We start from the raw sequence: 24,566 nt of genomic DNA on the forward strand, positions 1-24,566 counted from the left end.
TCAAGCGTGCAAACTGGGCAATGTCCACCTTCGCTTTTCCCCTTCATGCTTGCAGGTTTTACGCCTCCTAAGGGTTAAGACGAAATCCCTGCGAACGTAGCGTCGGGGCTGGTCGACGGCTGAACCCGCTCAACAGGAGGCAAAGGCAGCCAGCGCTGGCGCGATGCCTTCAAATTCTTTTCCTGGAGCGGCGATTGGGAGGTAGAATGCGAATTATCGCCCTCCCTACGGATGCCCTCAACGCCACGCCCCTCAATGCCTCGCTCGGCTGCATCCTTTCGATGAACAAGGAGGGGCAGGTCATTGAGTGGAGCATCACGGCTGAACAGACCTTCGGATACACCAGCGCCGAGGCGCTGGGGCAATCAGTCAGCGATCTGATCCTTCCCACAGCCTATCGTGCAGGATTGGACCAGTACCTGAAGACTGGCAAAGCGTTTACCCTCAACCAGCGCCTTCGCGTGGAAGCCCAGCGCCGCTCCGGCGAGGTCTTTCCCTGCGAACTTACCATCCATCCGGTGCTTGTGAAGGACGGCGGCCCCTCCTTCACAGCTTATCTGCGCGATCTCACTGAGCAGGTACGCGCCCAGGTCCGGCAGGACGCGCTTTGTGCGGTTGCGCGCAATCTGGGACAGGCAGCGACACCCGCGCAGGTTGTGGAGATGATTCTCCGGGAAGTCATGCCAAGCACCGACGCCACTCGTGGCTCCGTGGGTATCCTTACGCCAGAGGGCGATCACCTGCGCCTGCTGGGCGAATTGAAATACGACGCGACCGTCAAAGCAGCGCTGGACAAGTTTCCATTGACGCTGGATATTCCTGGCAGTCACGTGGTTCGAACGGGCCAGCCTGTCTTCGGGGGACGCGCCGTGCTGGAAGCACGATTCTCGGCGCTCTCCAGGGTCGGTCCAAGCCAGCTTGCCGCAGCAGCGGTCCTGCCGCTGAGCGTGCAGGGCACGACGTTCGGGTATCTGGCCCTGGTGTACGACACCCCACAGGCCTTTGGAGACGCGGAGCGGCACTTTCTGACCGCAATGTCGGAACAGTGCGCGCTGGCCCTGCACCGCGCGCACCTGCTGGAGGGTGAAAGTCATGCCCGGGAGCGGCTGGCGTTCCTGGCGAAAGCGGGCGAGGCGCTGGCTTCCTCACTGGATCTGGAAGCCACCCTGGCCCGTCTCGCAGAACTGGCGGTTCCCCACATCGCCGACTGGTGCGCCGTCTACCTGCCCGAAGGTCCGTATCTCCACCCCCATGGCCTCGCCCATACGAACCCAGAGAAGGTGAGGGTGCTGCGTGAATATGTCAATGAGACGCCGGTCCGAATCGACTCTGCTGGGGGAACAGCCGAGATCTACCGCAGCGGCGCGTTCCTGTATTTTCCTGGCATTACCCCTGAAATGATCAATGCGCTGGAGGTCAGCGCGGAACAGAAGGCGCGGGTGCATGAGCTGGGACTGCGGTCGTACATGGGCGTGCCGATGCTGGCGCACGGTCAGACGGTAGGGGTCATGTCCTTTGCTTTGGCGGAAACAGATCGGAGCTTCACGCCTGAGGACCTCAATCTCGCACTGGAACTTGGGCGCCGGGCTGGCCTGGCCCTGGCCCATGCCAGACTCCACCAGCAGTTGCGCGAAAGCCACGCCACGCTGGAAGAGCGGGTGGAGGAACGGACCCGTGAATTGGAGGAGCAGAGGCGTGCACTGGAACGCAGCAATGTGGAACTGGAGCGCTTCGCGTATGTGGCGTCCCATGACCTGCAGGAACCGTTACGCACCATCGCAAGTTTCGCAGAGCTGATTGAACAGCGTTACGCAGGCAGCCTAGATGAACGGGGGCTCAGATACCTGAGTCTTGTGATTCAGGGTGCCAGGCGCATGAAGGTGCTGATCAACGATCTGCTGGTCTTCTCACGGCTGAACGCGGTCAAGGACCCGCTGTCTCCGGTGCTGCTGGACGCGGCGTTGGGCGAAGCGCTGGACGCTCTCCACACCGCCATTGCGGAAAGCGGGGCCAGAATCACCTCGCAGGACCTGCCAGACGTCCTCGGTGTCCACAGCGAGCTGATTCAGGTGTTTCAGAACCTGATTGGCAATGCCCTCAAATTCCGCCGGGCGGACGTGAGGCCAGAGATCAGGATTGAGGCGCAGCGTGACGGAGAGGGGTGGAGGGTCCAGGTGCAGGACAATGGCATCGGATTCGATCCTCAGTACGCAGAACAGATCTTCCAGATCTTTCAGCGCCTGCATAGAAGGGACCAGTACGAAGGCACCGGTATGGGCCTCGCCGTCGTCCAGAAGATTCTGGAGCATCATGGAGGGCGCGTCTGGGCGCAATCTGAACCCGGTGTGGGCAGTACCTTCTCTTTTACTCTGATGGATGCGGCCAGGGACGGGTGAGTCGAGCCTCAAGCATGGAGCCTGGCCGAAGGAGTCCAGCCGAAAAACCTGTCAGAGAATCGATACCGGGGTTGGCCGAATTGAGAGCGTAGACGCCAATCCGTCATCTGGATCAGCGCAAGATTTCTCGCCGGTTTCGCAGAGACAGAGGCAATCACGCGTCTCGCGAACGGACAGAGCGAGTTCCATGCGGAGCCTATCCGTCAGGCTGAATTGGGGGCGCAGAAGAGCCTCAACGATAGCGGTGATGGTGCTTTGGCCCCTGCAGCGTGGGGCAAACGTCTTGATGATTCCAGGGACTTCAACTTCATCGGTGGGGCACTCGCGCAAGCAAGTCGCCTCCACCACGCGCAGCCCGCCGAATGAGGTGCCCGCGCAACAGACTGGAGCATCACCGCCAGCTCTATTGAAACGAGCATCCGTGAAGCTGACTGGCTACCGCATACTGGGCTGGTCTGACCTGATCATCAGCCCCCTGGCTGCCGGATTCCAGACCGGTAAAGATCAGCGCCAGGCCGAGGGAGGCGGAGAGGAGGGCAGGCTCGACGGCTCCAATCCATTTGGCGACGGCGAATTCACGGGGCAGAGCTGGGCTGGACTGGATCGGCCGCTGGCGCAAGTGGCCTGGGCATCACCGTACCGATGATCGGCGCCAGACAGGTGACGGACCTCGGGACAATGTCGCCTCGCTGGACGTGGAACTGACGCCGCAGCACCTTGAGTGCCTGGACAGGGCCAGAGTCCTCAGCGCCTCCACTCTGGCGTCCAGCCGGCGTCGGAGTCAGAAAAATGATTCCCAATTGTGCGGACGTCAGGGGATAACCGAACGGATCCTGACTAAGACAGACAGAACTATCAAACCGTGAGTCGATGCGCCCCATGACTTTGAAACAGTTGCCCAGAGCGGCGCAAGTGTGGTTCGCCACGAGTTGGGGCGGAGCAACACCCGCTCCCCCCCAGAAAGCCGCCGACTTCCCTACGACGTTCAGGGGGTCGGGAAGTTGACGATGTACACTGGCACGCCAACTTTGGAGGTGTCTGCAGGGCCACCCAGGCCATTCACGACGTGATCAATGGTACCGGCACTCAAGTTCACTGTCAGGAGATGGTGCAACTCGACGCCCGGCGTGTTGGGTGATTCAAAGCCGTTGGTGGTGCGGATCGACGGATTGTTCTGATTGAAGACGTAGGCGCCGCCACCGTATAGGTGATGCGTCTTCACGCTGTCGGCAATCTTGTAAGCAGCCCAGCCAAGGGAGTTCCCGCCGTTGCCGGCGTTCCACGCCTCCTGGGTGGGCGGATCATAGGGCAGCTCGTTCTGGAAGAAGATCGTCGTGCCACCCTCACCGTTCCAGACAACGTTGTTCTTCTGGAAGTGTTCGACGAACAGGCCGGTGGCAGTCACATTGTTGCCATTCACGACGACACCGTTGTTGCCGATTACTTTTTTCCAGCGCTCGGTGTCGGGCAGGCTGGTGCCGCCGGGGCCTTCGATCCCGTGGTCCGCGCGCCAGACCCAGATGTGGTCGATCAGGACGTTGTCGCTGTTGATTTCCAGGGCCACATCCACCTTGCCGACCTGTGCACCGCCCACGCGGAAGAACACGTCTGACAGCGTCGTCGGATTGGCTACGCTGGCACGAACCTGCGAGCCATTGTTGCCGTTTTTGGTGCCCACCTGCAGCAGGGCCTGCGACATTGTCGGTCCGGCCTCGAGCGTGACCCCAGCAATCACGACTCCCGGCACGTCGGCGACCTTCATCGGCGTTACTCCGTTCGCGGCGGTCAGCGTGGCGTAACCCAGGCCAAGCACGACCGTTTCGGCACGCTTGACGCTGATGGTCCGGTCTACGCTGTAGACGCCGGGGGTCAGAATCAGATGCCTGCCACGGGCAAGCTGGTTGTTGATCTCCTGCATGGAGTCGCCTGGTCTTGCCACGAAGAAGTCGGTGAGCGGGATGGTGCGTCCGGGCGTCAGACCACTTTCCCAGGTCGTTCCGCGGCTCCCACGCCGCACCGACGGTACGCGGACATTCCACTTGCCCGAGCCGTCGACGAAGAGGTACGGTTTCTCGCGGCTGACGGGCGTCTGGTCGAGTACGGTATAGGCATTGGGCGCCGGGAAGGTTTCCGCCGGGGCATTCTTGACGCCCGAGAAGACGGCGCTCCACACCGCGTTGGACCACGAGACGATATTGCTGTCGCGCACGTAGAACTGTTGTTGCGAGCCATTGACGAGCGCGTCCGCGCCGCTGTGCCTGGAGTCGGCCATGAAGCCGCCGCTGGCATATTGCGGCCCGTCTGAGCAGTAATCCATGAAGGACATGCCGCCGACAACGTTGACCCGGCGCAGCGGAGCGGCCTGCGACACGGCCCAGAACTCGGTGTCGGTGCACCAGCTCGGTCGTGGCTTCGCCTCGCCCAGCACGTCAGTCATGCCGCCCTTGGCGAAAATGGTCAGGTTGGACATGGACCGCCAGAAGTTCGTGAGCGCAATGCAGTTGCCGTTCTCGTTGTCGGCGAGACAGCGGTTGTAGACATTGATCGTGCCATTGATCTTCACGTCCGTCGGGGAGGCGCCGAGGCCGGCAATCTCAGTGTAGTAGCCCACCTGAACGTTCAGTGGCTTTTGTGGTGTGCCGTAGGTGCCCGGCATAAAATAAACCGCGTCGCGTCGCGGTCCGAACTCGTTGGAGAACTGTGCCAGTGTGATGGCGTCGAACTTTGCCTTGATCTCCTCGACTGACATGCTGGGAGTAAAGATCGTGACGTTGGCACCCAGGGAGCCCCCGACCGGGAGCGCGGCAGCATCCAGATCCTTTCCACCACCTTGAAGTGCGTTCGTCGGTCCTGCCGATTGCTGACCGCAGGCGCTCAGCAATAATGTCAGTCCGACCGTGAGGGCGTAGCTCTTCTTGGACATATCAACCTCCAGGGAAGTGAAGAAGTCTGGTCAGCTCAGGCAGCACAGGAGCCCTCAGCGGAAGCAAATGGAATCCACAGGGCTCACGGAGCAAAGCGCACCGTGGCAGAACATGTGAACATCAGTCGGAAAAGCGCAAAAGCCTGAAATAGGCGGAACAGCCACATCAGGCCCCACAGCAATAGGATCCGAAACGGGCGTGTCTCGTTTGTAATTACCCAGCAATTATAGCGCTAAAAATTGGGGAGGACAACCCCGAACGTTGTCTTTCAAGGGAAGATGTGAGAAGGTTCAGGCAACTGTGGTTCAAGAGAAGAAAGTCCGAGCAACCCTGAGCGACGTAGCTCAGCGAGCAGGCGTTTCCGCGATGACAGTCTCCAATGTCATCAACGGCAAGGCTGGCGTCCGCCCGAACACCCGTCAGCGGGTTCTTGAGGCCATTGAGGCGACCGGTTACCGGGTCAACGCAGTGGCCCGCGCTCTAGCGGGGGGACAGAGCCGGATGATCACCGTGTTTTCCCCACAATTCAATCGGCCCTACGCCAGCGAGGTTATTCAGGGCGCAGCCCTGGCGGCTGAGGGCCTCAACTACGATCTGATCGTCATGATGTTGAGCGAGCAGGGCTTCTCAGACGTATCGGTCGTGACCCGCCTCGCGGCTGGGGCACTGCTGATTCAGCCGTCACACGTGAACCACTGGCAGCGTGCGGCTCTGCCAGTTCATGTGGTTAGTGTGGACGGCCCCGGAGAGTTGCAGCTCACAGTGGACAATTACGGCGGTGCCCGCCTGGCTATGGACTACCTGCTGAAGCTGGGCCACACCCGCATCGGCTTCATCAGCGGGCTGGAGTCTCCCGGGCGGCGGCCAGCCAGCCACCCGTTCCACCCGGGACAGCACGACCGTGACGACGCAGACGAGCGCCTGCGAGGGTACCGGGAGGGTATGGCAGCTGCGGGATTAGACGTGCCTCATGACTATGTTCAGCACAGCGACTACACCAAGCCGGGCGGAGAGCAGGCAACCGCACTGTTGCTGGGACTCACTCGCCCCCCCAGCGCGATCTTCGTGTCCGGCGACGCGATGGCCCTGGGCACCATACATGCTGCCCAGGACCGTGGGCTGCATATTCCCAGGGACCTCTCGGTGGTGGGATTTGACGACCTGCCCATTGCAGCCGCCTCCCGCCCCGGCCTGACGACGGTGCGTCAACCCCTGGCGCAGATTGGCGAGGTGGCGGTGCAGATCCTCGTGGCGCTGGCTGAGGGGCGAGAGCCTGCCGTGCCGCCACCGTTTGCAACTGAACTGATCGAGCGTGAGTCGACGGCCCCCCCTTGCAGTGAAGAACTGCGTCAGTGAGCGTCCACCTGAGCTCTGCTGCCCATCACATGCCCACCTATAGTGTTCGGTCCGATGACGAGGCCAATTATTCCAGCCGAATCAAATAAGCACTTCACTGGTCCCGGTTTGTAGTTATTGTTGAGGTTGGGACATGGTGGGTTGAGCAGGCATGACTCCCTGTCATCCGTCTTCCTTTCGCCATATTCAGCGACGCTGTTTGAGGAGTGCTCCAAACCAGCCCTACGAACAGTCTCTTTACTCCATGCTGTGCCCCATGTGAAGCCACCTCTATGCAGGCAGGAGCGATCGACACGCTATTGCCGCGTTCTAGGATTTAGAGAGATCAGCAGCGAGTGGATCAGACCCAATGACATGGGGGCGCGCAATGAGCACCTCAAACCAGAACGCTCGTCTCTGATAAATCAGGGACGAGCGTTCAAAAACACGGGCGCCGTTAGGGGCGGGTGTTGTTATGGGGTTCAACCCGCACTGGGGTAACAGTTTTGCGGTTAAGTCCGGCCAGACCTGCCAGTCCGATCAACCCCAACAAGCCCCACGGAAACTCGCGGGTATCGGCACGACCATTGTTGTTGGTATCGACAACGCCATCATTGTTAGGATCAAGCGGCTGGGTGGTCGTATCCGTAATGGTGGTATCCGTAGAGGTGGTATCCGTGGTCGTGTCCTGTGCCAGAGCCAATGATGAAACAGAGAGAAGCAGTGAGAGAAGCAGAGCTTTTTTCATAGGGAACCACCTTGTTGAATTCGCATGCCGATCATCGGATTTGACTTCTTTATTGTCTAACCCGTTGTCTTCTGCGGGTGCTGGAAAGTTAAACGACGGGAGCGTCGCGATTATGCGATTTGATACAATGAATGTTCATGAAGCACTTTTACTGAGTCTAAATCCATGGCGCGACGATTGGGTTTTTCTAAAGATAGTACAGTTGACCAAGCTTCAACTTGCATTTTTATTAGCACTGCCTCTGGCCGCTTGACGTTAACGAAGAAAAAGAAGCGAGCAGAGCCTGGTATTCATACAGTTAAGCTAAGGTAGCTACGTCGATAAAAAAAGTAGACCTCGGGAAGACAGGCGATTAGAAAGTAAGGTCGACCGGCACACGGTTTCACAACGCATCTTGAATCCGGAGTGTGGCTGACAACGAGGGTGATGGGCAGCGAGGGTAGTGGAAATTCATGACAAAGAGGATCGACGAATCCACGCCTGCGGAGTCATTGCCGAACGGCATATTGACTCGGTGAAAAGCCTTGGTGGAGGGTAGGAAGTCAAAAATTAAAGCCGATTCATTGAGTGAAGGAGAGGTGGCCACATGGGAGCCTTACCCCCACACCTGAGGCCTCCGCCGGGATGAGGTGGCCATTGCCACTACACTGCATGGGGCTCATTCATCAACTCCTCGGCTGGCTGAAGGGATGATTGGGCGCCGAACATGCTCAGTACGCCTCCCTCTTCAAAAGTGCCAGGCAAGGAAGTCCCTGATGAACGAACCCATCCACCAAGGTTCCACTCTTACGTCTGTGATCAACCATCTGCGTACTCTGGTGGAGGCCACCGGACCCAGTGGGTCTGAGGAAGACGTTGTCCAGCTGGTGGTCAACGCCGTCCGCCCCCACGCGGACACGCTCGATGTAGACGCTTTCGGCAATGTGGTTGTCGTACGCCGCGCCGCGCACGACGATGCACGCCGCTGCATCATCTCGGCACATATGGACGAGGTGGGCTTCCGGGTCTATAAGATCGGCGCCGACGGTTTCTTGCGCCTGGAGAAACTCGGTGGCTTTGATGACCGTATTCTCCTGGCGCAGCGTGTGTGGATTCGCACCGACAGCGGCGAGCGTCTGCTGGGCATCATCGGCAGCAAGAGTGCTCACCTGCTGGGTGACAATGACCGCTCGAGCATCGTCCCTTACGCCCACCTCTACGTGGACATCGGCGCGCGGAGTCGGGAGGAGGTGATCAGCATGGGTGTGGCCATTGGTGATCCTGTAGGCTTCGTTGGCAGTCTTACCGAATTGGGCCACCAGACTGGCCGCTACACCGCACACGCCCTCGATGACCGGGCCGGCTGCGCCGTGCTGCTGACTCTGCTTGAACGATACGAGGACACGCCCCCACCCGTCACGTTGATCCTGGTGTTCTCGGTGCAAGAGGAAATTGGCCTGCGCGGCGTGCAGGCGCTGGCCCGCCATCTTCAGAGCGACGTTGCGCTGGCCCTGGACATGACGGCTGCCGACGATACGCCAGAGTTTTCCAGCCCACACCTGCAACTGGGCGCTGGACCCACCATCAAAATCATGGACTCCTCGACTCAAGCGCATCCAGCCATTCGCCGGGGCCTGCTCGCTGCAGCTGAGAAACGGGGGGTGCCGGTGCAGCGCGAAGTGCTTAAGGGCATCGGTACCGACGCCGGCGCTTTGCAATACCTTGGGCAGGGGGTGCCGACTGGCGCCGTGTCGGTGGTCAACCGCTACACGCATAGTCCTGTCGAGGTGCTTGACAGCCGCGATCTTGTGGGAGCTGTGAGCCTTCTGGAAGGGTTCTTACAGGATCTTGGCAACCTAGAACTGGGGTTCACGTCGTTGGACGAGAAACCGTCAGCTTGAGCCCCCGCTTCTGTCACTTCGCGAAGCCAATGAAAGGCTGAGCGTGGCGCCACAACTGCGCCATGCTCAGCCTTCCTCAGGCGAATGGTAACTCCTCAGGCCCGCCTTAATCCTGTACGGCTGGCCCTAGCTGTCATCGCAATTGCAGGTAGAGGTCACTTCAGACAGCAGATTGTTGACGTCAAAAGCGTGGAGAACCACTCCAAGATTTCTCGACGTTGCCTCACCGCTCGGCAGGATGAAGTTGTCGCGGTATGGACCATCCACTACTGGTTATGCAGTGAAGAGCTTTCCAGCGATAATCAGGGTAGCGGGCTTAAAAAAGTCCAGCTGGCTCTTCTGCTTCTCCAGATTGACGGGGATCTTGTCAGACTGATAGGCCACCTGTCACTGTTCCTCCTCATCCTCCACCGCAAACAAACTGTGAGAGCACACCCGGAAGCTCAGCTTGCCAGCAAGTGTCTTGGTCATGCTGTCCACCCGTGCGTCGGTCAGAGGCTCGCCTTCCGGATTGGACAGATACGCCTCGCAGCGTATTTTCTCGAAGAGCGTTGCCAGGACGATCCTGTCAACTTCCGGGGTATTTGACCCCAGGATCACGTCTTCGTTGCAGGCTTCGAGTACGTAATTGCCGACAACTGACCCGCTCTCATTGATGTCCACGGCCTCACTGAGGGTGGGAACGACTGGCTTTCCTGAGCCAGTCAATACCGAGGTTAAGAGGGCCAGAGTCGAGGTGCATATCCTTTGTAGCATTACTTCAAGGCAGGCTATACACAACGACGCATGCACCATAGTTCTTAACGCCGGCTCTGTCTTTACGAGAACAAACCAACGGTGGCGGCGTAGACCCGAAAGCTCGAGCAGAAGCGAGCAGATATGACCTAGATTGAAGGCATCACCCGTCAACCCTCTCTTTCCAGCGCCCGATTCGCCAGATCGCGAAACTTCTGCAACTCCTTGCTCTTGGGAAAGGCATCAAGTGCGCGTCCAGTGATCTGAAGCGTTTTGGTGTACCAGCCTGCCTGCGTCCACGCCTCAAAGGCCTCCTGACGGTACAGGTAATAAATGGTGGGGACGCCCAGATTGACGGCACGGTCAAACTGCTGTGCTGCCGTCTCAGCGTCCCCCAGGCGCAGTGTGGCCTTGGCCAGCCCCCACCAGGCATAGGGATCGCTGGGCCGTCCCTTGACATCTTGCTCGCCGCGCATCTGGGCGTTCCGCCAGTTGGCGGTGGCGTTGAAGTTGTCGCCCATCGCAGCCTGAACCTCGCCCTCTCTGGCAGGTGGGTAAGCCACCAGATACTCACCGTTGTAGAAGTTCCACAGGTCGGTCATCTCAGCGTTGCTCAGGCGCAGCGATGGGCCGCGCAGGGGATCGCTCAGAAGAAACGACCCACTGCTGTAGCCGTAGACGGTACGAAAATGAGCCACATTGCTGCCAGATTTGAGCCGCTGTTGCACCACCACCGGAAAACCCCGCGAGACCAGCTCGCGCAGGACTTCGGCATCTCCAGCATAACGAATGACGCTCCGGAGGCCGAACCTCCCAAGATAGGCTGCAAGTTCCAGGCTGCTGACCTGCGGGTCGCCAGGATAATCCTTCATGGCGGCTTCCGCTGCAGCCTGTGTCACTCGGGTGCCGTGGTACCCCAGGACCGTCAGGGCAGTGACGGGCGCGCAGTTGTCTGGCCCCTGATATTCATGGCGAATATTCTTGAGCGTCATGCTGCTTGGTGCGGCGGCGGCACTGGCAGTCAAGGTCAGGCCCATCAGCAGCAGGCGAAAGGTGGGGGACATAAATCATTGTGTCTGAAAGTCGTGTCAGAGAGATGTTCTGGCCCACCAGTCGGCTTTATTTGATATTGAGCAATACTGCCGGATTCGCCGAACCGCCGCCGGCTTCCATGACATAAGCGTGGGCCAGGAGTTCACCCTCCCGGCCCACGCTTCAGGCAAGCGGCACTACGTTTTCAGGTACTTGTCAAACCAGGCCAACGTCTGTGCCCAGGCGTCGTCTGCCGCCGTCTTGACGTAGTTCTGGCCGGTGTCGTTGTTGAATGCGTGTCCTGCCCCATCGTAGATCTTGATCTGGTACGTCGTCCCAGCTGCCTTGAGTGCCGTTTCCAGCGGCGGAATCCCGGCATTGATGCGGGTGTCATTGCCGCCATAAATTCCCAGCACCGCCGCCTTGATGGCCGGCACTTTTGCCGCGTCGGGCGCGGGCCCGTAGAAGGGAACAGCGGCTGCCAGTTCAGGTGCTTCGGTGGACAGCCGCCAGGTCAGACCGCCACCGAAGCAGAAGCCCACTGCGCCAATCTTCTGCACGCCGGGTTGCGTCTTGAGAACAGCCAACGCCGCCTGGAGATTGGCAATGTGTTCGTCGCCAGAGGTCTGCGCCAGATAGCTGGAAACCTGTGCGGTGTCGATGTACTGCTGGGTACCGCCGATTTTAGAGACCAGATCGGGGGCCATCGCGATGTAGCCTGCCTTCGCCAGACGGCGCGCGATGTCCTGAATGTGCGGTTGCAGCCCCTTGTTCTCGTGAATAACCAGGACACCAGGGGCGGGTGCGTTGCCAGCCGGACGGGCCAGATACGCCAGATTGGTAAAGCCGTTGGCCTCGTAAGTCACGGGCTTCGCCGCAATGGCCGGGTCACGCGGATCAACCATGCCGGCGCCCTTGGCCGGATCCGGTTGAGGTGGAGCCGTCTGGGCCTGTGCCAGTTCGGCGGCACTGATCCCGGCGATCCCCAGCGAGGTGAGCAACACGCGCGCGCCTACGACACCGCCGCCCAGCAGGGTCATACGACGCAGGAATTCACGGCGTTGCAACTCGCCCTCGTGGTAATCCTCGGCAAATTCTTCAACAACGTACCGGAACAGATCTTGACGGTCTTCAGCCATACGCACAACCTCCTGACACAAGGGCGAGCCGCAGCTCTAGGCGGGAAAGGACGACATGCCAAACCGGAAGAACAACGAGGTGGGTTATAAAGCAATGATGTTAAACGTTCTGTCTAGGAATACTACACCGAGCGAGGTTTGATCTGTGTCATGGCACTCAGGGCGGCAAACAGCCAGGGCAATCTGCACGGCGCCCGGAGTGACCCTCAATGCCAGAAGCGTGAGCGCAAAGTCAGAGTGCGACTACAGGTTTACCTTGCTGTCTACGGATGGCAGAACGCGCAGCTACCCCTGAGCCAGTGCGCCTAGGCGCCGGATCAGCGAATAGCGGACAGGCCCGGAAAAGCCCCATTCCCACTACCATGGGGCAGCAGGGGATTATCGAGACCTGACCGCAGTGAAGGCACAGGCTCACGGCAGTTTTTCCATCGTTCTGTCTCCCACAGGACAGCGAAGACGCGAAACCAGCTGGGGAGACTGCGGCGCAGGGATGGAACAGACAACGCAGGGCTTCAGATCGCGAGAAGGACAATCAGACATTGTCCCCTGACCGCTGGCTGCCAGAAGGCATAAGGTAGGGTCCCATCCTTCGCTATTCAGTGCTCTGATGACTGCAAGTCAACACGCCCCATCAGCTCCAGGGGAGGGGACCAGAGTTCCCACATCTTCCACTGGACCGGAGAAGCCCTTAGGCATGCCCTCCAGCAGCACCTTCGCGATCAGTCTAATTAGGCGGTCAGTTCACCGCCCGTGATGGCATAGATGGCTCCGGTGGTGTAGCTGCTGTCTGCCGAGGCCAGCAGAACATAGGTTGCAGCCAGATCGGCGGGCTGACCTGGGCGGCCCAATGGCGTGTCCTGGCCGAATTGCGGCGCGGAGTCCGCATCCTCCTGCACCACCAGCGGCGTCCAGATCGGCCCCGGAGCCACTGAGTTGACGCGGATGCCCTGCTCGGCCAGCAGTTTCGCCAGGCCCTTGGTCAGCGTGACCACCGCGCCCTTGGTAGAAGCTTAGGCCAGGATGTCTGGCGAGGGTTGATACGCCTGCACCGACGACGTGTTGATGATGGTGGCGCCCGGTTTCATGTGGGGCAGCGCCGCCTGGCACAGGTAGAAAATGGCATAGACATTCGTGCGGTAGTGGCGCTCCAGTTCCTCGGGCGTAACGTCGGCCAGTTCCTTGAAATTGTTCTGATACGCGGCATTGTTGACCAGTACGTCCAGTACGCCAAACTCATCTACCGTGCGTTGCACCAACATTTTGCAGTGGGCTGGATCACCGATATCTCCGGCCAGGATCAGCACGCGCCGCCCTGCTTCACGGACGAGGCGGGCAGTATCCTCGGCGTCATTGTCCTCGTTGAGGTACGAGACCACCACGTCGGCCCCTTCCCGGGCAGAGGCCAGAGCGACTGCCTTGCCAATGCCGCTATCGGCCCCAGTAATCAGCGCCGCCTGACCCTCCAGCTTGCCGCTGCCCTTGTTAGAGGTTTCACCGTGGTCAGCGGCGGGTTCGAGCCTGGCCTCGGTCCCGGGATTTTTCTGGTGCTTCGGGGAAATAGAAGGGGCGGGCGTACGCGGATCGTCATTCTAGGACATGCCAGCTATTTCTCATTGCCGTGGAGGTCTGAAAGTTGAGAATTAGACCAAAGCAGGGAGAGTCAAAAATGGGTGAATGGCCTTCTGAAGTTAGCTCAGGCAGACACATGTCGAGCAACTCCACAGCGCGTTTGTTTTGCTCCCGAATGTCAAGACGCAAGGCTGCGCAACTCAGCTGTTGCTGATCTCTGCGCAATGGGAGCTGAGCGCTCTCAATCTTCCCCGCGTTCGCGGGGGCATGTCAGACACACGATCATCGGGGATGCAGCCCGGCGTCATCCTCCAATCATCCCGTCTCTGGCACCCTGGAGGCATGAAAAGAAATCTCCTCCCGCTCCCGTTGTTCCTCGCCACCCTCTCGCTCACCGCCCTGGCGCCCGCCCATGCCGTCACGGCGGACGTGCTCGATGCCAGGCCCGCCTCGCTAGTCAAGGTTCTCAGTGACGAGGGATATAAGCCCGAACTGCGACCAGGAGACGACAAGACGCAGCCTTCGATTGCCCTCAAGGTAAGCGGCGATACCATATATCTCTATTTCAGCGGCTGTGAGAACGGACTGTGCCGCCGCGTCACTGCCAGTAACGGCTTCGAGTTTCCAAAAGACAGAGGTGGGTTGACCAAGATGCTGGCAGGCTGGAATGCCGAGTGGTACAGCCAGGCCTACGAGGACAAGGACGGTGTGTACCTGGATGCCTCCTACATGCTCACAGGCGGGTACACCAAGGCCAACTTCACCGCCTGGTTCGATGCTTACCTGGAGGACTACGGCGATTTCGGGGAGAAACTATACTGAGCGTTTAATACGCGGGGTGGGCAGCAGAGAGTGCCAGAGACAGTCTGGCCCTCTAAAATGGGGTGTTCTTGGCAGGCCGGTGACGGAGAAGGTGATCCAGGGATGAACTCACCATCTCCCCACCACCGCCTTCCGCTTCCACTGGCGGTGAACGCCTCCTCACGGGCGCTCCTGAGGAGGCCAGCAATATGAAAATATTGCTTTACTGATCCCTTTTGACCATAAAAACATGGATCTACGCGTCACACCGCTGATCCGCAATGCGGTATGGCCGAGTCTCAACGCTGTCCCAGACGCCACTTGAGTTCGCGGGCAAATTCGTCTTTCTTCATCTTGGCCACTGCCGTGACCGAGTCCTCCAGCAAGCTGACCACATCCAGTTCACCATCAAGCACCGCCTGACGGAAGAGATCTAGATCCGCGATATCGAGCAGTCGGCGGTAATGAAAGCCCAGCCGGCTCACCGCCTTCTCGGCCGTCTGCTCTGGCGTCAGACCCTGGAACTCATCAGCAAGACTGGGCATAGCCAGCAGCGGCTCCATACGCCCTGCCTTCGCCCGGACGGGTATGGAGGCCGGAGAAGAGGCTGCAGGCCCGTCAGAGGGCTTGTGATGGCCCGCAAAGGGGTATTCGTCAGGGTGGGTGATCAGGTGCATCAGCGCCGCGGCCTTGGATTTCTTGACCACCAGCACAGCGTCACGGACCAGCAGGTCAAAGCGGTCCATACACTCGATCAGGAAGGGCCGCCCATGTTCACGCACCAATCTGCGTGCCACGCCGTCGGCCACCCCATAACCCCGGAAGCGTCGGGCAAGGACCGCGTCCATGGGGGTGAACTCGCGCACGAATTCATACCGGATCATCTGGTCCTTGCCCCGCCCGGTCAGGGTAACTGAGCGCAGGTAACCCCGCTTGACCAGTTCATCATGCGGAGAAGACAACGCCCGGCGAATGTTGCCCGGAATGGTGCTGGGGATCTTGCACTGATCCGCCCAACCGATCAGGCTGACCTCCAGGGTTTCCAGCGGCTGTTCAGGGTTCTGAGGATCGAAGCGCGCTCCATCGAGAATCCGGTACAGCGCCCGCGTTCTGGGCCTGGACAGCGAGAGCATGAACTCGGTGTCCAGCGGCTTGACATATCCGCTGCGAATGCTGGCCACAATGGCATCGGCCAGACGGCCAGAAATCATGGTCCGCTCGTCAAAAGCTCCGGTGCGGTCGCCGCTGCTGAAGTCCAGGGACTCGATGAAATGGAATTTGGCGTGGGTCCAGCGCCCCTTGGGATGGTCTCGCCATCCACCACTGACACTGTAGGACGAGGTATGCAGGCGTTCCAGGCAGGTACGCAAGATGGCGTGGTATTTGCCAGTGTTGTGCCAGCCGCACAACTTGAGCAGGGTGGTGGCACTGACCGTGAAGCGTCCATCCTCGGGTTCGCCGACCTCCATGTACAGGTTGATCAAGGCCGCTGTTACATCACTGTCCAGGCCATGTGGGACAGCATATTTGGGCAAGGCCTCACATTTGACCCGCACCACACGGCCCTGAGACTCGAAGGTAACGTCCCATTCGTTGGTATCGGCCTGGTCGACGGCGGAAATCAGGTTGAGGCGTGACAGATTCAGCTCGTCAAACCTGCTGGGTTTTGCGGTCACTCGTCCCCCTTGATTGATGAATTTTACCTTCTTTTGAAAGAAAAGATTTGAATAAAAAGATTGATGACATCATCAAAGGTTTTTGAGCAATTGCGTGTCAGACGATGGGAATGCTTCAAATCGCTCAGGTGTGTCGTACAGAATCGCTCAGGTGTGTCGTCTGTAGAAGCGGTCAATCGCTCAGGTGTGTCGTTCCTAGCCGATCAAACCGCTCAGGTGTGTCGTTGGGGACCGCTCAGGCGTGTCGTCGGCAATCGCTCAGGTATGTCGTCGAGGCTTACCCGAATCACTCAGGTGTGTCGTGGCTGTATATAGGGCAATCGCTCAGGTGTGTCGTCGGTAAAATCAAGCAATCACTCAGGTGTGTCGTCCATAGAGTGGGTCAATCGCTCAGGTGTGTCGTCGGTCAGAATGGACCAATCGCTCAGGTGTGTCGTCGTCGCCTGCCCAGCATGACCTCGGGACCTTTGAAAACCTCCGTCAAGAGGACAGAGGCTGCTCATGGGGTGATAAGGCAATCGCTCAGGTGTGTCGTTGGGGAAAGCGGAAGCTGCGATGACCCGTAGTGCCCTCTTTACTCCCTAGACGGAGCCATCCATTTGAGCGCTATGACAGCAGGCGTTAGTACGTGACCAGCTCACCAGAAGGCCGGGCTGAGAGAGGACGCTCCTCTGCGACACCAGTAGTCCAGGACCCGTATGACTGCTCAAGGTCGAAAAACGAGGTGCGCCCAGACGGTGTCCGGTAACTGTGTGTACGGGCTATACGTGGCCGGATTGATGGCAAAGCTCTCGCTTGAAGATGGACGCTGGGCGTCCACATCGCGGTGCCTGGGACACTGGGCAAATCGCACCTCTGAGTCAGTCTTCACGCCGCTGGACTGAGCCTGCCCATCCTATGAGCGGTGATAGCAAGGCCAGCCGAATCTGCCCTTCACCTTGTGTTTCATCGACAACGCCATCACATTCACCACAACGATTTGGCGCTTCAGGATTGGGCCATAGCTCTAGCTGCTATAGCCACGCAACACTTCGCCAGAGCCGTCCAAGCCGCCGACCAGATCGCCCGAGCCATGCTCAGCTCTCCTGCTGGCCCTCTAACACAGCTTCGGGCTGACAGCGTGATCATCGGCGGGATAGGGGATTGGCCGCTGAAGCGGAGATCGACACGCTGGGCAACGTGAAATGAAAGGTGCTGCCGACCCCAGGCTGCGATTCCACCCAGATTCGGCCCCCATGCCGCTCCGTCACCTTCTGGCAGATCGCCAGGCCCAGCCCGGTCCCGGCGTACGCTTCACGGGTATGCAGCCGCTGGAACATCACGAAGATTCGCTCGAGGTAGCTGTCTTCGATTCCGATGCCGTTGTCCGTCACCGTAAGGTGCCAGAACTCCTCGTCACGGACCGCCTGGATGTGCACCTCGGGAGATAATCCAGGCGTGCGAAATTTCAGAGCATTTCCAATCAGGTTTTGAAACAGCTGGCCCAGCTGGAAGTGGCTGCCGAGGACGGTCGGGAGCGCAGCGTATGTTACCCGCCCTCCGCTGTCTTCCAGCGTGCCGCTGAGGCGCTCGAGCGCCTCCTCCACCAGCGCGCTGGTGTCCACCGGTTCCAGCGTCAGGCGTTCAGCCCCCAGACGGGAGTACACCAGCAGGTCATCGAGCAGCGTCTTCATGCGCTCCGTGCCCTGAACCACCATGTGCAGCAGGGTCCGCCCGCGCTCATCGTAGACATCGGCATAACGGCGTTCCAGCAGCCCCGTCAGGCCTGCGATGGTCCGCAGCGGCTCTTGCAGATCATGACTGGCCACGTAGGCAAAGCGTTCCAGTTCCGCGTTGCTGCGTGCCAGGGCCACCGTGCGCTCCTCTACCCGGCGTTCGAGCTCCACTTCAAGCTCGACCTGCTCGGTGATGTCGGTGTGAACCCCCACCCACTCCCGCACCATACCGTCGGCCTGCAGCACGGGCACGGCGCGGACCTGAAAGTGCCGGTACGTGCCGTCTGCCACCCGCACCCGCTGGTGGGTGTCGTAGGTCGTGCGGGCGCGGACCGCTGACTGCCACTGCTCAAGGTTCCGGGCGCGGTCGTCCGGGTGAATGGCCTCCAACCACCCGGTTCGACTGTAGGCCGCCTGATCCTGCCCGGTGAGGCGCGCCCAGCCCGGCTGCTCGCCCAACAGCAGGCCGTCCGCCGTGTTCGTCCAGACGGTCTGACGCGTCGCGTCGATCAGCGAGCGGTAACGCTGTTCACTGAGCTGCGAAGCCTCGTGCAGCAGCGCGCTGTCCAGGGCCAGGGCGGCCCGTACGGCCAACTGTTCGGCCAGAAGCAGGTCGTCTGGGCCGTAAGTGCGCTCAGGGTGGGAGCTGGCCAGACCCAGCACGCCTACCACCCGTCCCTGCACGGTGAGGGGCACATGGATCAAGGAATGAAATCCCATGCGGTGCAGCGCCGCGCGCCGCTCAGGATCCGGATTCTGGTCGATCAGGGCCGGGGGAACGACCGGCAGCATAAACGCCTGACCAGTCTGCATGCTCCACGCCGGAGTTCCGGGCAGATTCGCCTCTGTCAGGCTCTGTGTCACGAAGCTGCGCAGGAGTTCGACCATTTCCGGGTCCTGATGCGCGATGGCTGCGGCAGTGATGCTTCTCTCGGCGGTTGGAAGATAGACGGCTGCCCAGTCCGCGACATGATGAATGGACAGGGCCGTGATGCGGTCCAGCGTCTCTTTCACATCCAGTGAGGAAGCCAGCGCGGAACTCGCGTCGGACAGCAGGGTGGCGCGCGCCTGGGCCTGGCACGCCGCATCGTACTGCTGTGCGCGGCGCAGCGCCTGCACAGCCAGATCCACCAGGGTCCGCAGGCACCGCTGACAGCCAGCGGTGCCTGCCAGGGTGTGCCGGAACGACAGCGTCAGCACCAGGTGTACCCTGCCGTCTACCATCAGAGGCAGTGCGGCAAACGAACGCGTTGCCGGCTGTATAAACGGCAGGAAATCCGGGTAGTTCTGCCCCAGGTCGTCCAGCGTGGCGAAAACAGCTTCTCCAGTATGGGCAGCGTGCACGACCGGAAAGCCTGAATGGGCAGGGAACTGCTGCCAGCTCTGCTCGACGGGAACTCCGTAGCCAGCGCTGCCCACCATGAAGAGATTGGATTCGTCGATCACTTCGATCAATGTGCCCGCATATGCTCCCACAGCGTTCAAGGCGTGCTTCAGAAGGACCTGACGCACGTCGTCTACGGTGAGCGTCTGTATCAGGGGGCGGCTCAGGGCCAGGGTCACGGCTGCCTCGTCGTGGAGTGGCTGAGTGCGCAGCGCCACGCCAATGATCTGCGACGGCCCGCCGTGGAGCGGCCACACGCTGACCTTCTGGGGGGCGCCGTGGTCAGGCGTGTAGGCCAGGCTGGTCTGGGCGCTGTCTTCCCGGACTGCCCGGGCACAGGCCGCCTGGAGCTCAGGCGCCCAGCCCTTCAGCGGCTGTCCTGACAGCTTGTCCACCGAGAATCCACTCAGCGCTGCGAACGCGGCATTGACGTGGGCGAGCCGCAGGTCGGCAGTGAGCACGGCGACTGGCAGCGCACCTGCGTGTTCCCCCTCCAGTGCAGCGAAGCTGCTGCGCAGAAGTGGGGCCTGAGTGTCAGGAGTCACGTTAGAAAGTGTAGTGCCGCGGGCGTGGCCTGGAACACGGGCACCCCGAGGCCGCGCGGTGCCCAGAACCGGCGGCATATCGTCCGCGCTGAAGGCTGAAGCTCGCGGTGTTCCATACAGCGCCCGCCCAACTCGCTCGCCCGCAGGGAAAGCCCGGTGCAGGGTCAGGCGTTCACGGACCCTGTCCAGAACGCCGAGAGCTCGGCTGCCTGGCGGCGGCCCTGTGCCCGCCCCGCCCGGGCCGTCTCCTCACGCCGCGCTGGGTCCAGCACGTTGGGCCCGATGGCCTCCACGGATGCGGCGTCCGGTTCGGCCACCAGGACCGCCGAGCCCGCTCCTTCCAGGGCGGCCACCTCACGGGGCAGTGTGGACTGGGGCCCAGGCGGCAGGAGGGACAAGACCAGGACCCGCTGTGCGCCCATGGCCAGGTCCGCATTGGTCACCGACCGGACCCCGCCGTCCATGTACCGGTGACCCTCGATGGTCATGGGCGGCCAGACCCCCGGTACCGCGCAGCTCGCGGCCACCGCGTCGGTCAGGGACACGCCAGCGTCCCGGTCAAAAAAGCGCGGCTCGCCTGTTTCCGCATCGACCGCCACGATCACGAGACGCTCCGCCGGCCACTTGGGACTCGGCAGCCGTGAGGCGATGATGGCCCGGCGCTCGGCCTCAGGCACGCTAGAGGCGCCCAGAGCCAGTTGCCCGATGCGCCGGCGAATCGCTGTGGGATCGGGGCCGACCTCCTGCATCAGCGCCGCGAAGGTGCGGCCCAGGGCGGCGGCGTCGAAGTCGGCGGCCCGTTCCGCGGAGGATTCGAGCTGACGGGCATACAGCTGTTCCAGAGGTGCTCCGCTGGTGATCTGCGCCCCGACAGAGGAGCCTGCCGAGGTGCCCACCACCAGATCGGCATTTCGCAGGTCAAGTCCCTCGTCGAGTAAACCTGTCAGGAAGCCCAGGCCCCAGGCAATGCCGGTGACGCCCCCGCCACCCAGTACCAGCGCACGTTCAAGGGTCATCGGTTCATCATGCCGCGTCCGGGGAGGAACGACAAACCCGTGAGCCCTGGAGAGCAGGACACTGCCGTCTGTGCGCTGGCACGTGCAGACGATTTCCACCCTGGATCGCCTCCAGGAGGAACTGCGGCCCCGATCCGCCCTGCTCCGGTCCCTGAAGCGGTCACCATAAAATGATTCCTGCGTGGTCCGGGGGAGCCAGGCACACTTGCAAGATCAGGATGAATCTGTTGGACGCAGGAGTTCAGGCCGCTCCCTTGCGCCCATGATGGGTAGTGGAAAAGGAGACCCACATGAAGACCAGAAGCATCGTCCCGTGGATCGTGGCGCTCGGCGCGGCGGGTGGATGGCTGTATTCCCGCCGCGCCGCGTCGTATGCGCGGCTTCATCCCGAGCTGCGCCATCCCCTCTTGCGGCTGCGTCATCCCGCGTTCACGCGAATGCTCGTTTCGGTCATGCGCCGCGTGACGCGCGCCGTGCCAGACCCGACAGACGTGGAGTTTGAGCGGCGCGACATCGCGGGGCCCGCGGGCTCACCAGCTGTCCCGGTGCTGCTGTACCGGCCGCTCGATGGGCAGCGGAACACGGCGGCGCTGCTGTACATCCACGGTGGTGGGTTTATCTCAGGTTCGGCCCAGGACTACCACCAGCAATGCGCGCGCTTCGCGAACGAGCTCGGACTGCTGGTCGTGAACGTGGAATACCGTTTGGCCCTGGAAGCGCCGTTCCCCGCACCGTTGGAGGATTGCTACGCCGCGCTGAAGTGGATGAGCGACCATGCCGCCAGGCTGGGCCTCGACCCTGAACGCATCGCCCTGGCAGGGGACAGCGCCGGCGCCGGGCTGGCTGCGGGTCTGGCGCAACTTGCGCACGACCGCGGCGAGGTGAAGCCTGCCTTTCAGCTGCTGCTGTATCCAATGCTGGACGACCGCACGGTCCTCCGTGAACAGCACGGCGGCCGGGGAGAGTTCGTGTGGACCCCCGGGTCCAACCGGCTGGGGTGGACCACCTACCTCGGCCATCCGCCGGTCCCGGAGCAGGCGCCGGAGTATGCGGCGCCTGCCCGGCGGACGGACCTGCGGGGGCTCGCGCCGGCGTGGATCGGCGTTGGGACGCTAGACCTGTTTTACCTCGAGGACAGGACGTACGCGCAGCGCCTGACGCAGGCGGACGTGCCATGCGAGTTCTTTGAAGTGGAGGGCGGATACCACGCGAGCGAGCTGTTCATGCCCGGCGCCTCGGTGTCGGGGGTTTTCCTAGACCGGAGCAGACAGGCCTTGCGGCGAGGACTGCGTCTGGAGCATCAGAACGGCGGGCCTTCGTCCTGAGGGGATCCGCACGCGTGACTGTCATCCTCAATTACGGCCAGTCCTTTGGGCTGCAGGAAAGCATGCATCATCGGCTGGTCATCCTGTCTTCGGTACGGTAACTGGGCAAGGAGCCAATATGCCCCAGGAATCCGACAGGTCCACCCCCCCTCAACCAACGTCTCAGGAACGGGTCTATGTTCTCCGCATCTGGCGTGAACCCGGCGTCCATGCCAGTGGACTGACCTGGCGAGCCTCCCTGCGGGAAGGGACTCTCGCACAGAGGCGCTACTTTGCCAGCATCGACGACTGCATTGACCATCTGTACAGCGAATTCACCCGCTCATGAGGGCCGTTGTGTTCTGGTGGACCTCAACTCGCACCACACAGCCCCAGGCGTGCTGCTGCACCCAGCATGGTCCGTTGACCAGCGTCCTGGGGCAGGTTGCTCTGGTCTCCGTCCTATTCGGTCACGCGGTCAGGCACGCCGCTGGCCCCATTCCAAAGGAAGTCTCACCATGAACCTGAAGTCTCTGGGATACCGCACAGACCTGATTTTCGCGCGCTTCCGTGGCCGAGTGACTGAGCTGGAAGAGGCCGTCGCTGTCGTGAATCCCCGCAGCCCCGCGCATTATTTCGGCAATCTGCTTATCTTTCACAGGCCACCGCAGCCCGGCGACCTGGCCCATTGGGAGGCGCTGTTCGCGCAGCACGTCGGCCAGCCGCCAGCGACTCCGCATCGCCTGTTCGGTTGGGACGTTCCGGTGACCCAGGCACCTCAGCTGGACGAGTTCCTTGAGGCTGGCTATCAACTGGAAGAGAACATCGTCATGGCGGCGCCACAGCTGCATGCCCCGCCGCGCCCCAACAGCAACGCACAGTACCGGCCGCTGGCAGATGTGGACGAGGAATGGGTGCAGGCCCTGGACAATCAGGTCGCCAGCCGGGAAGACGGACACGACGAGGAACGTTACCGCCGCTTCAAGGAAACGCAACTGCAGGGCCTGCGTGAAATGTGCCGTGCGGGCCAGGGCTTCTGGTACGGCGCTTTTCTGGACGGCCGGCTGGTGGCGGACCTGGGGGTGTTTTCCGATGGCGGTGAACTGCTCCGTTATCAGAGTGTCGGCACCGATCCGGCCCACCGCAGGCAGGGGCTGTGTGCATCGCTGACGTTCTTCGCCGGTGAGCATGCCCGCCAGCACTTCGGTGCCCGTAAGCTGGTAATCGTGGCCGACGACCATGCGAGTGCAAAACGTGTGTACGCATCTGTCGGTTTTGAGACTGTGGAACGTCAGCAACTGCTGCTTTCTAGCAGGACGTAACCCGCCTGCCCTGACCGTGCTGGTTCAGGCGGATCAGTCGTGCCCCTCCGCATAACGGCTCCGAGAAGACACCCTCGAGGTCCGAAGGAGTCGCCTCCTGTCTGGTCCTTGCCTGCGGAATGATCAGTCTCCACCGGAGCAGGTCAGGGTGCTCATCTGGCTGGAATCCCGAGCATCCAACGTCCCAGATCTCGGTCAGCACGCATTCCAGAGAGAATTTGACATTGGTCCATAGGGCTGCGAAGACGGAGCGCCCCATCCAGTAATTCAACCGCGCCGCCGCCCAACAGATCGTTCCCGCACAGAGCCGCCGATCACGCTGTGGTCAGGGGAGCCAGGGTCAACCGTAGGAGGTGCTCCTGACCGTCCGGGCTGGCCAGGGCGCGGTAGCGGCGGTGAAGGTCACGCAGTTCCCGCTGGAGCGCCTTGGCGTCAGCTGGACGCAGGGTCATGGTCGTCGTGTTGTCCCAGATCGCCGGGTACGCTTCCTCCAGCAGCACGTCCAGTAAGCCTCCCGGCCCCGGCACGCGGCCGCCGTCTGGCGGGAAGGGCAGCAGGGTATGGCTGTGCAGTCCACCCTCGTCTCCGGAGGTATACAGCCCGAACCAGCGCGGATCCTCACCCAGTTCGCTCCAGGCGCGGGTCAGCTTGTCCAGCGTCGAGCGCCGCGCGTTGTCAAGAGAATCTTCGTAGAGCGACTGCACGGACGCGGCGTCTGTCGCTGTGAACGGCACAAAGTATTGCCGGGAGGTCGCGCGGTAATGCCGCACAGCGCGTCCGGCCCGGGCCTCTGTGCGTGTGACCTCCAACAGGCCCAGACGCTGGAACTGCCGCACGCGGTAAAGCATGGCGTTTGTCGAGACGCCGACCTCGCGGGCCACGTCCGACACGCGGCGTTCGCGCCAGATGAACGGTTCGAAGAACTGCCGGGTATATGCGTCGGCCAGGACGCGCGCCGCCGCCGGGTCGTCCAGCCGCTGCCACGCTCCCAGGCTAGGTGAATCGGACGGTGTCATGTTCACCAGCATACCGGCCACGCTGCGCT

General features: G+C 61.3%; 17 protein-coding genes and 1 pseudogene. 8 read left to right on the plus strand and 10 right to left on the minus strand.

The window, feature by feature from the left end; all coding sequences use genetic code 11:
• The first annotated feature begins 206 nt into the window (after positions 1 to 206).
• On the plus strand, positions 207 to 2,396 hold the full coding sequence (locus HNQ08_RS14100) for an ATP-binding protein (RefSeq protein ID WP_184133361.1): 2,190 nt from the start codon (positions 207 to 209) through the stop codon (positions 2,394 to 2,396).
• Positions 2,397 to 2,817: 421 nt separating this feature from the next.
• Entirely contained in the window at positions 2,818 to 3,042 is a 225-nt protein-coding gene (locus HNQ08_RS14105) for a hypothetical protein (protein ID WP_184133363.1), read from the plus strand.
• Positions 3,043 to 3,381: 339 nt separating this feature from the next.
• Here HNQ08_RS14105 and HNQ08_RS14110 read toward each other — a convergent pair whose 3' ends face one another.
• Positions 3,382 to 5,319 (minus strand): glycosyl hydrolase family 28-related protein, encoded by a 1,938-nt coding sequence (locus HNQ08_RS14110; protein ID WP_184133365.1) that lies wholly within the window; start codon positions 5,317 to 5,319, stop codon positions 3,382 to 3,384.
• A gap of 301 nt (positions 5,320 to 5,620) precedes the next feature.
• Here HNQ08_RS14110 and HNQ08_RS14115 point away from each other — a divergent pair, with 301 nt between their 5' ends.
• The gene (locus HNQ08_RS14115; RefSeq protein ID WP_425321350.1) at positions 5,621 to 6,676 is read left to right on the plus strand and encodes a LacI family DNA-binding transcriptional regulator; all 1,056 of its coding nucleotides are present in this window, start codon (positions 5,621 to 5,623) and stop codon (positions 6,674 to 6,676) included.
• 436 nt (positions 6,677 to 7,112) lie between these two features.
• On the opposite strand, the gene HNQ08_RS14120 is transcribed toward HNQ08_RS14115, so the two are convergent.
• Positions 7,113 to 7,403, minus strand: a complete 291-nt coding sequence (locus tag HNQ08_RS14120) for a WGxxGxxG family protein (RefSeq protein ID WP_184133369.1) — start codon at positions 7,401 to 7,403, stop codon at positions 7,113 to 7,115.
• A 794-nt stretch (positions 7,404 to 8,197) separates the two neighbouring features.
• On the opposite strand from HNQ08_RS14120, the gene HNQ08_RS14125 reads away from it, so the two are divergent.
• Positions 8,198 to 9,283, plus strand: a complete 1,086-nt coding sequence (locus tag HNQ08_RS14125; protein ID WP_229790067.1) for a M20/M25/M40 family metallo-hydrolase — start codon at positions 8,198 to 8,200, stop codon at positions 9,281 to 9,283.
• Between the two features lie 387 nt (positions 9,284 to 9,670).
• Here HNQ08_RS14125 and HNQ08_RS14130 read toward each other — a convergent pair whose 3' ends face one another.
• The 4 genes and pseudogenes from HNQ08_RS14130 to HNQ08_RS14145 all read right to left on the minus strand — a co-directional run bounded on the left by HNQ08_RS14130 (position 9,671) and on the right by HNQ08_RS14145 (position 13,748).
• Positions 9,671 to 9,946: a hypothetical protein gene (locus HNQ08_RS14130; RefSeq protein WP_184133373.1), complete on the minus strand. Its 276-nt coding sequence runs from the start codon at positions 9,944 to 9,946 to the stop codon at positions 9,671 to 9,673.
• 242 nt (positions 9,947 to 10,188) lie between these two features.
• Positions 10,189 to 11,082, minus strand: coding sequence for a C39 family peptidase (locus HNQ08_RS14135; RefSeq protein WP_184133375.1), 894 nt, complete (start codon positions 11,080 to 11,082; stop codon positions 10,189 to 10,191).
• A gap of 165 nt (positions 11,083 to 11,247) precedes the next feature.
• Positions 11,248 to 12,189: a dienelactone hydrolase family protein gene (locus tag HNQ08_RS14140; RefSeq protein WP_184133377.1), complete on the minus strand. Its 942-nt coding sequence runs from the start codon at positions 12,187 to 12,189 to the stop codon at positions 11,248 to 11,250.
• 728 nt (positions 12,190 to 12,917) lie between these two features.
• A pseudogene (locus HNQ08_RS14145) lies at positions 12,918 to 13,748 on the minus strand (SDR family oxidoreductase).
• Between the two features lie 352 nt (positions 13,749 to 14,100).
• Between HNQ08_RS14145 and HNQ08_RS14150 the strand changes: the two are divergent.
• Positions 14,101 to 14,580, plus strand: coding sequence for a YbjN domain-containing protein (locus HNQ08_RS14150; RefSeq protein ID WP_184133379.1), 480 nt, complete (start codon positions 14,101 to 14,103; stop codon positions 14,578 to 14,580).
• A gap of 278 nt (positions 14,581 to 14,858) precedes the next feature.
• Here the strand turns inward: HNQ08_RS14150 and HNQ08_RS14155 are convergent, their stop codons facing one another.
• The 3 genes from HNQ08_RS14155 to HNQ08_RS14165 all read right to left on the minus strand — a co-directional run bounded on the left by HNQ08_RS14155 (position 14,859) and on the right by HNQ08_RS14165 (position 20,895).
• Positions 14,859 to 16,235: a replication initiator protein A gene (locus HNQ08_RS14155; RefSeq protein ID WP_184133381.1), complete on the minus strand. Its 1,377-nt coding sequence runs from the start codon at positions 16,233 to 16,235 to the stop codon at positions 14,859 to 14,861.
• Between the two features lie 1,124 nt (positions 16,236 to 17,359).
• Entirely contained in the window at positions 17,360 to 19,879 is a 2,520-nt protein-coding gene (locus HNQ08_RS14160) for an ATP-binding protein (protein ID WP_184133383.1), read from the minus strand.
• A 164-nt stretch (positions 19,880 to 20,043) separates the two neighbouring features.
• Complete coding sequence (locus HNQ08_RS14165; protein WP_184133385.1) at positions 20,044 to 20,895, minus strand: patatin-like phospholipase family protein; 852 nt, start codon at positions 20,893 to 20,895, stop codon at positions 20,044 to 20,046.
• A gap of 290 nt (positions 20,896 to 21,185) precedes the next feature.
• On the opposite strand from HNQ08_RS14165, the gene HNQ08_RS14170 reads away from it, so the two are divergent.
• The 3 genes from HNQ08_RS14170 (at position 21,186) to HNQ08_RS14180 (ending at position 23,521) form a co-directional block, all read left to right on the plus strand.
• Positions 21,186 to 22,220, plus strand: a complete 1,035-nt coding sequence (locus HNQ08_RS14170; RefSeq protein WP_229790066.1) for an alpha/beta hydrolase — start codon at positions 21,186 to 21,188, stop codon at positions 22,218 to 22,220.
• Positions 22,221 to 22,338: 118 nt separating this feature from the next.
• Positions 22,339 to 22,548, plus strand: a complete 210-nt coding sequence (locus HNQ08_RS14175) for a hypothetical protein (protein ID WP_184133387.1) — start codon at positions 22,339 to 22,341, stop codon at positions 22,546 to 22,548.
• A 169-nt stretch (positions 22,549 to 22,717) separates the two neighbouring features.
• Positions 22,718 to 23,521 carry a GNAT family N-acetyltransferase gene (locus tag HNQ08_RS14180; RefSeq protein WP_184133389.1) on the plus strand — a complete coding sequence of 268 codons (804 nt, stop codon included), beginning with the start codon at positions 22,718 to 22,720 and terminating at the stop codon, positions 23,519 to 23,521.
• A 314-nt stretch (positions 23,522 to 23,835) separates the two neighbouring features.
• On the opposite strand, the gene HNQ08_RS14185 is transcribed toward HNQ08_RS14180, so the two are convergent.
• On the minus strand, positions 23,836 to 24,537 hold the full coding sequence (locus HNQ08_RS14185; RefSeq protein ID WP_184133391.1) for a helix-turn-helix transcriptional regulator: 702 nt from the start codon (positions 24,535 to 24,537) through the stop codon (positions 23,836 to 23,838).
• Between the last annotated feature and the right edge of the window lie 29 nt (positions 24,538 to 24,566).

Source organism: Deinococcus humi (assembly GCF_014201875.1).
GTDB classification, from domain to species: Bacteria; Deinococcota; Deinococci; order Deinococcales; family Deinococcaceae; genus Deinococcus; species Deinococcus humi.

Excerpts from the sequence above, each read along its gene's own strand:
- HNQ08_RS14110 (WP_184133365.1), bottom strand. The coding sequence starts at position 5,319 with ATGTCCAAGAAGAGCTACGCCCTCACGGTCGGACTGACATTATTGCTG.
- HNQ08_RS14170 (WP_229790066.1), top strand. The coding sequence starts at position 21,186 with ATGAAGACCAGAAGCATCGTCCCGTGGATCGTGGCGCTCGGCGCGGCG.
- HNQ08_RS14180 (WP_184133389.1), top strand. The coding sequence starts at position 22,718 with ATGAACCTGAAGTCTCTGGGATACCGCACAGACCTGATTTTCGCGCGC.
- HNQ08_RS14100 (WP_184133361.1), top strand. The coding sequence starts at position 207 with ATGCGAATTATCGCCCTCCCTACGGATGCCCTCAACGCCACGCCCCTC.
- HNQ08_RS14135 (WP_184133375.1), bottom strand. The coding sequence starts at position 11,082 with ATGTCCCCCACCTTTCGCCTGCTGCTGATGGGCCTGACCTTGACTGCC.
- HNQ08_RS14120 (WP_184133369.1), bottom strand. The coding sequence starts at position 7,403 with ATGAAAAAAGCTCTGCTTCTCTCACTGCTTCTCTCTGTTTCATCATTG.
- HNQ08_RS14185 (WP_184133391.1), bottom strand. The coding sequence starts at position 24,537 with ATGACACCGTCCGATTCACCTAGCCTGGGAGCGTGGCAGCGGCTGGAC.
- HNQ08_RS14175 (WP_184133387.1), top strand. The coding sequence starts at position 22,339 with ATGCCCCAGGAATCCGACAGGTCCACCCCCCCTCAACCAACGTCTCAG.
- HNQ08_RS14140 (WP_184133377.1), bottom strand. The coding sequence starts at position 12,189 with ATGGCTGAAGACCGTCAAGATCTGTTCCGGTACGTTGTTGAAGAATTT.
- HNQ08_RS14150 (WP_184133379.1), top strand. The coding sequence starts at position 14,101 with ATGAAAAGAAATCTCCTCCCGCTCCCGTTGTTCCTCGCCACCCTCTCG.
- HNQ08_RS14165 (WP_184133385.1), bottom strand. The coding sequence starts at position 20,895 with ATGACCCTTGAACGTGCGCTGGTACTGGGTGGCGGGGGCGTCACCGGC.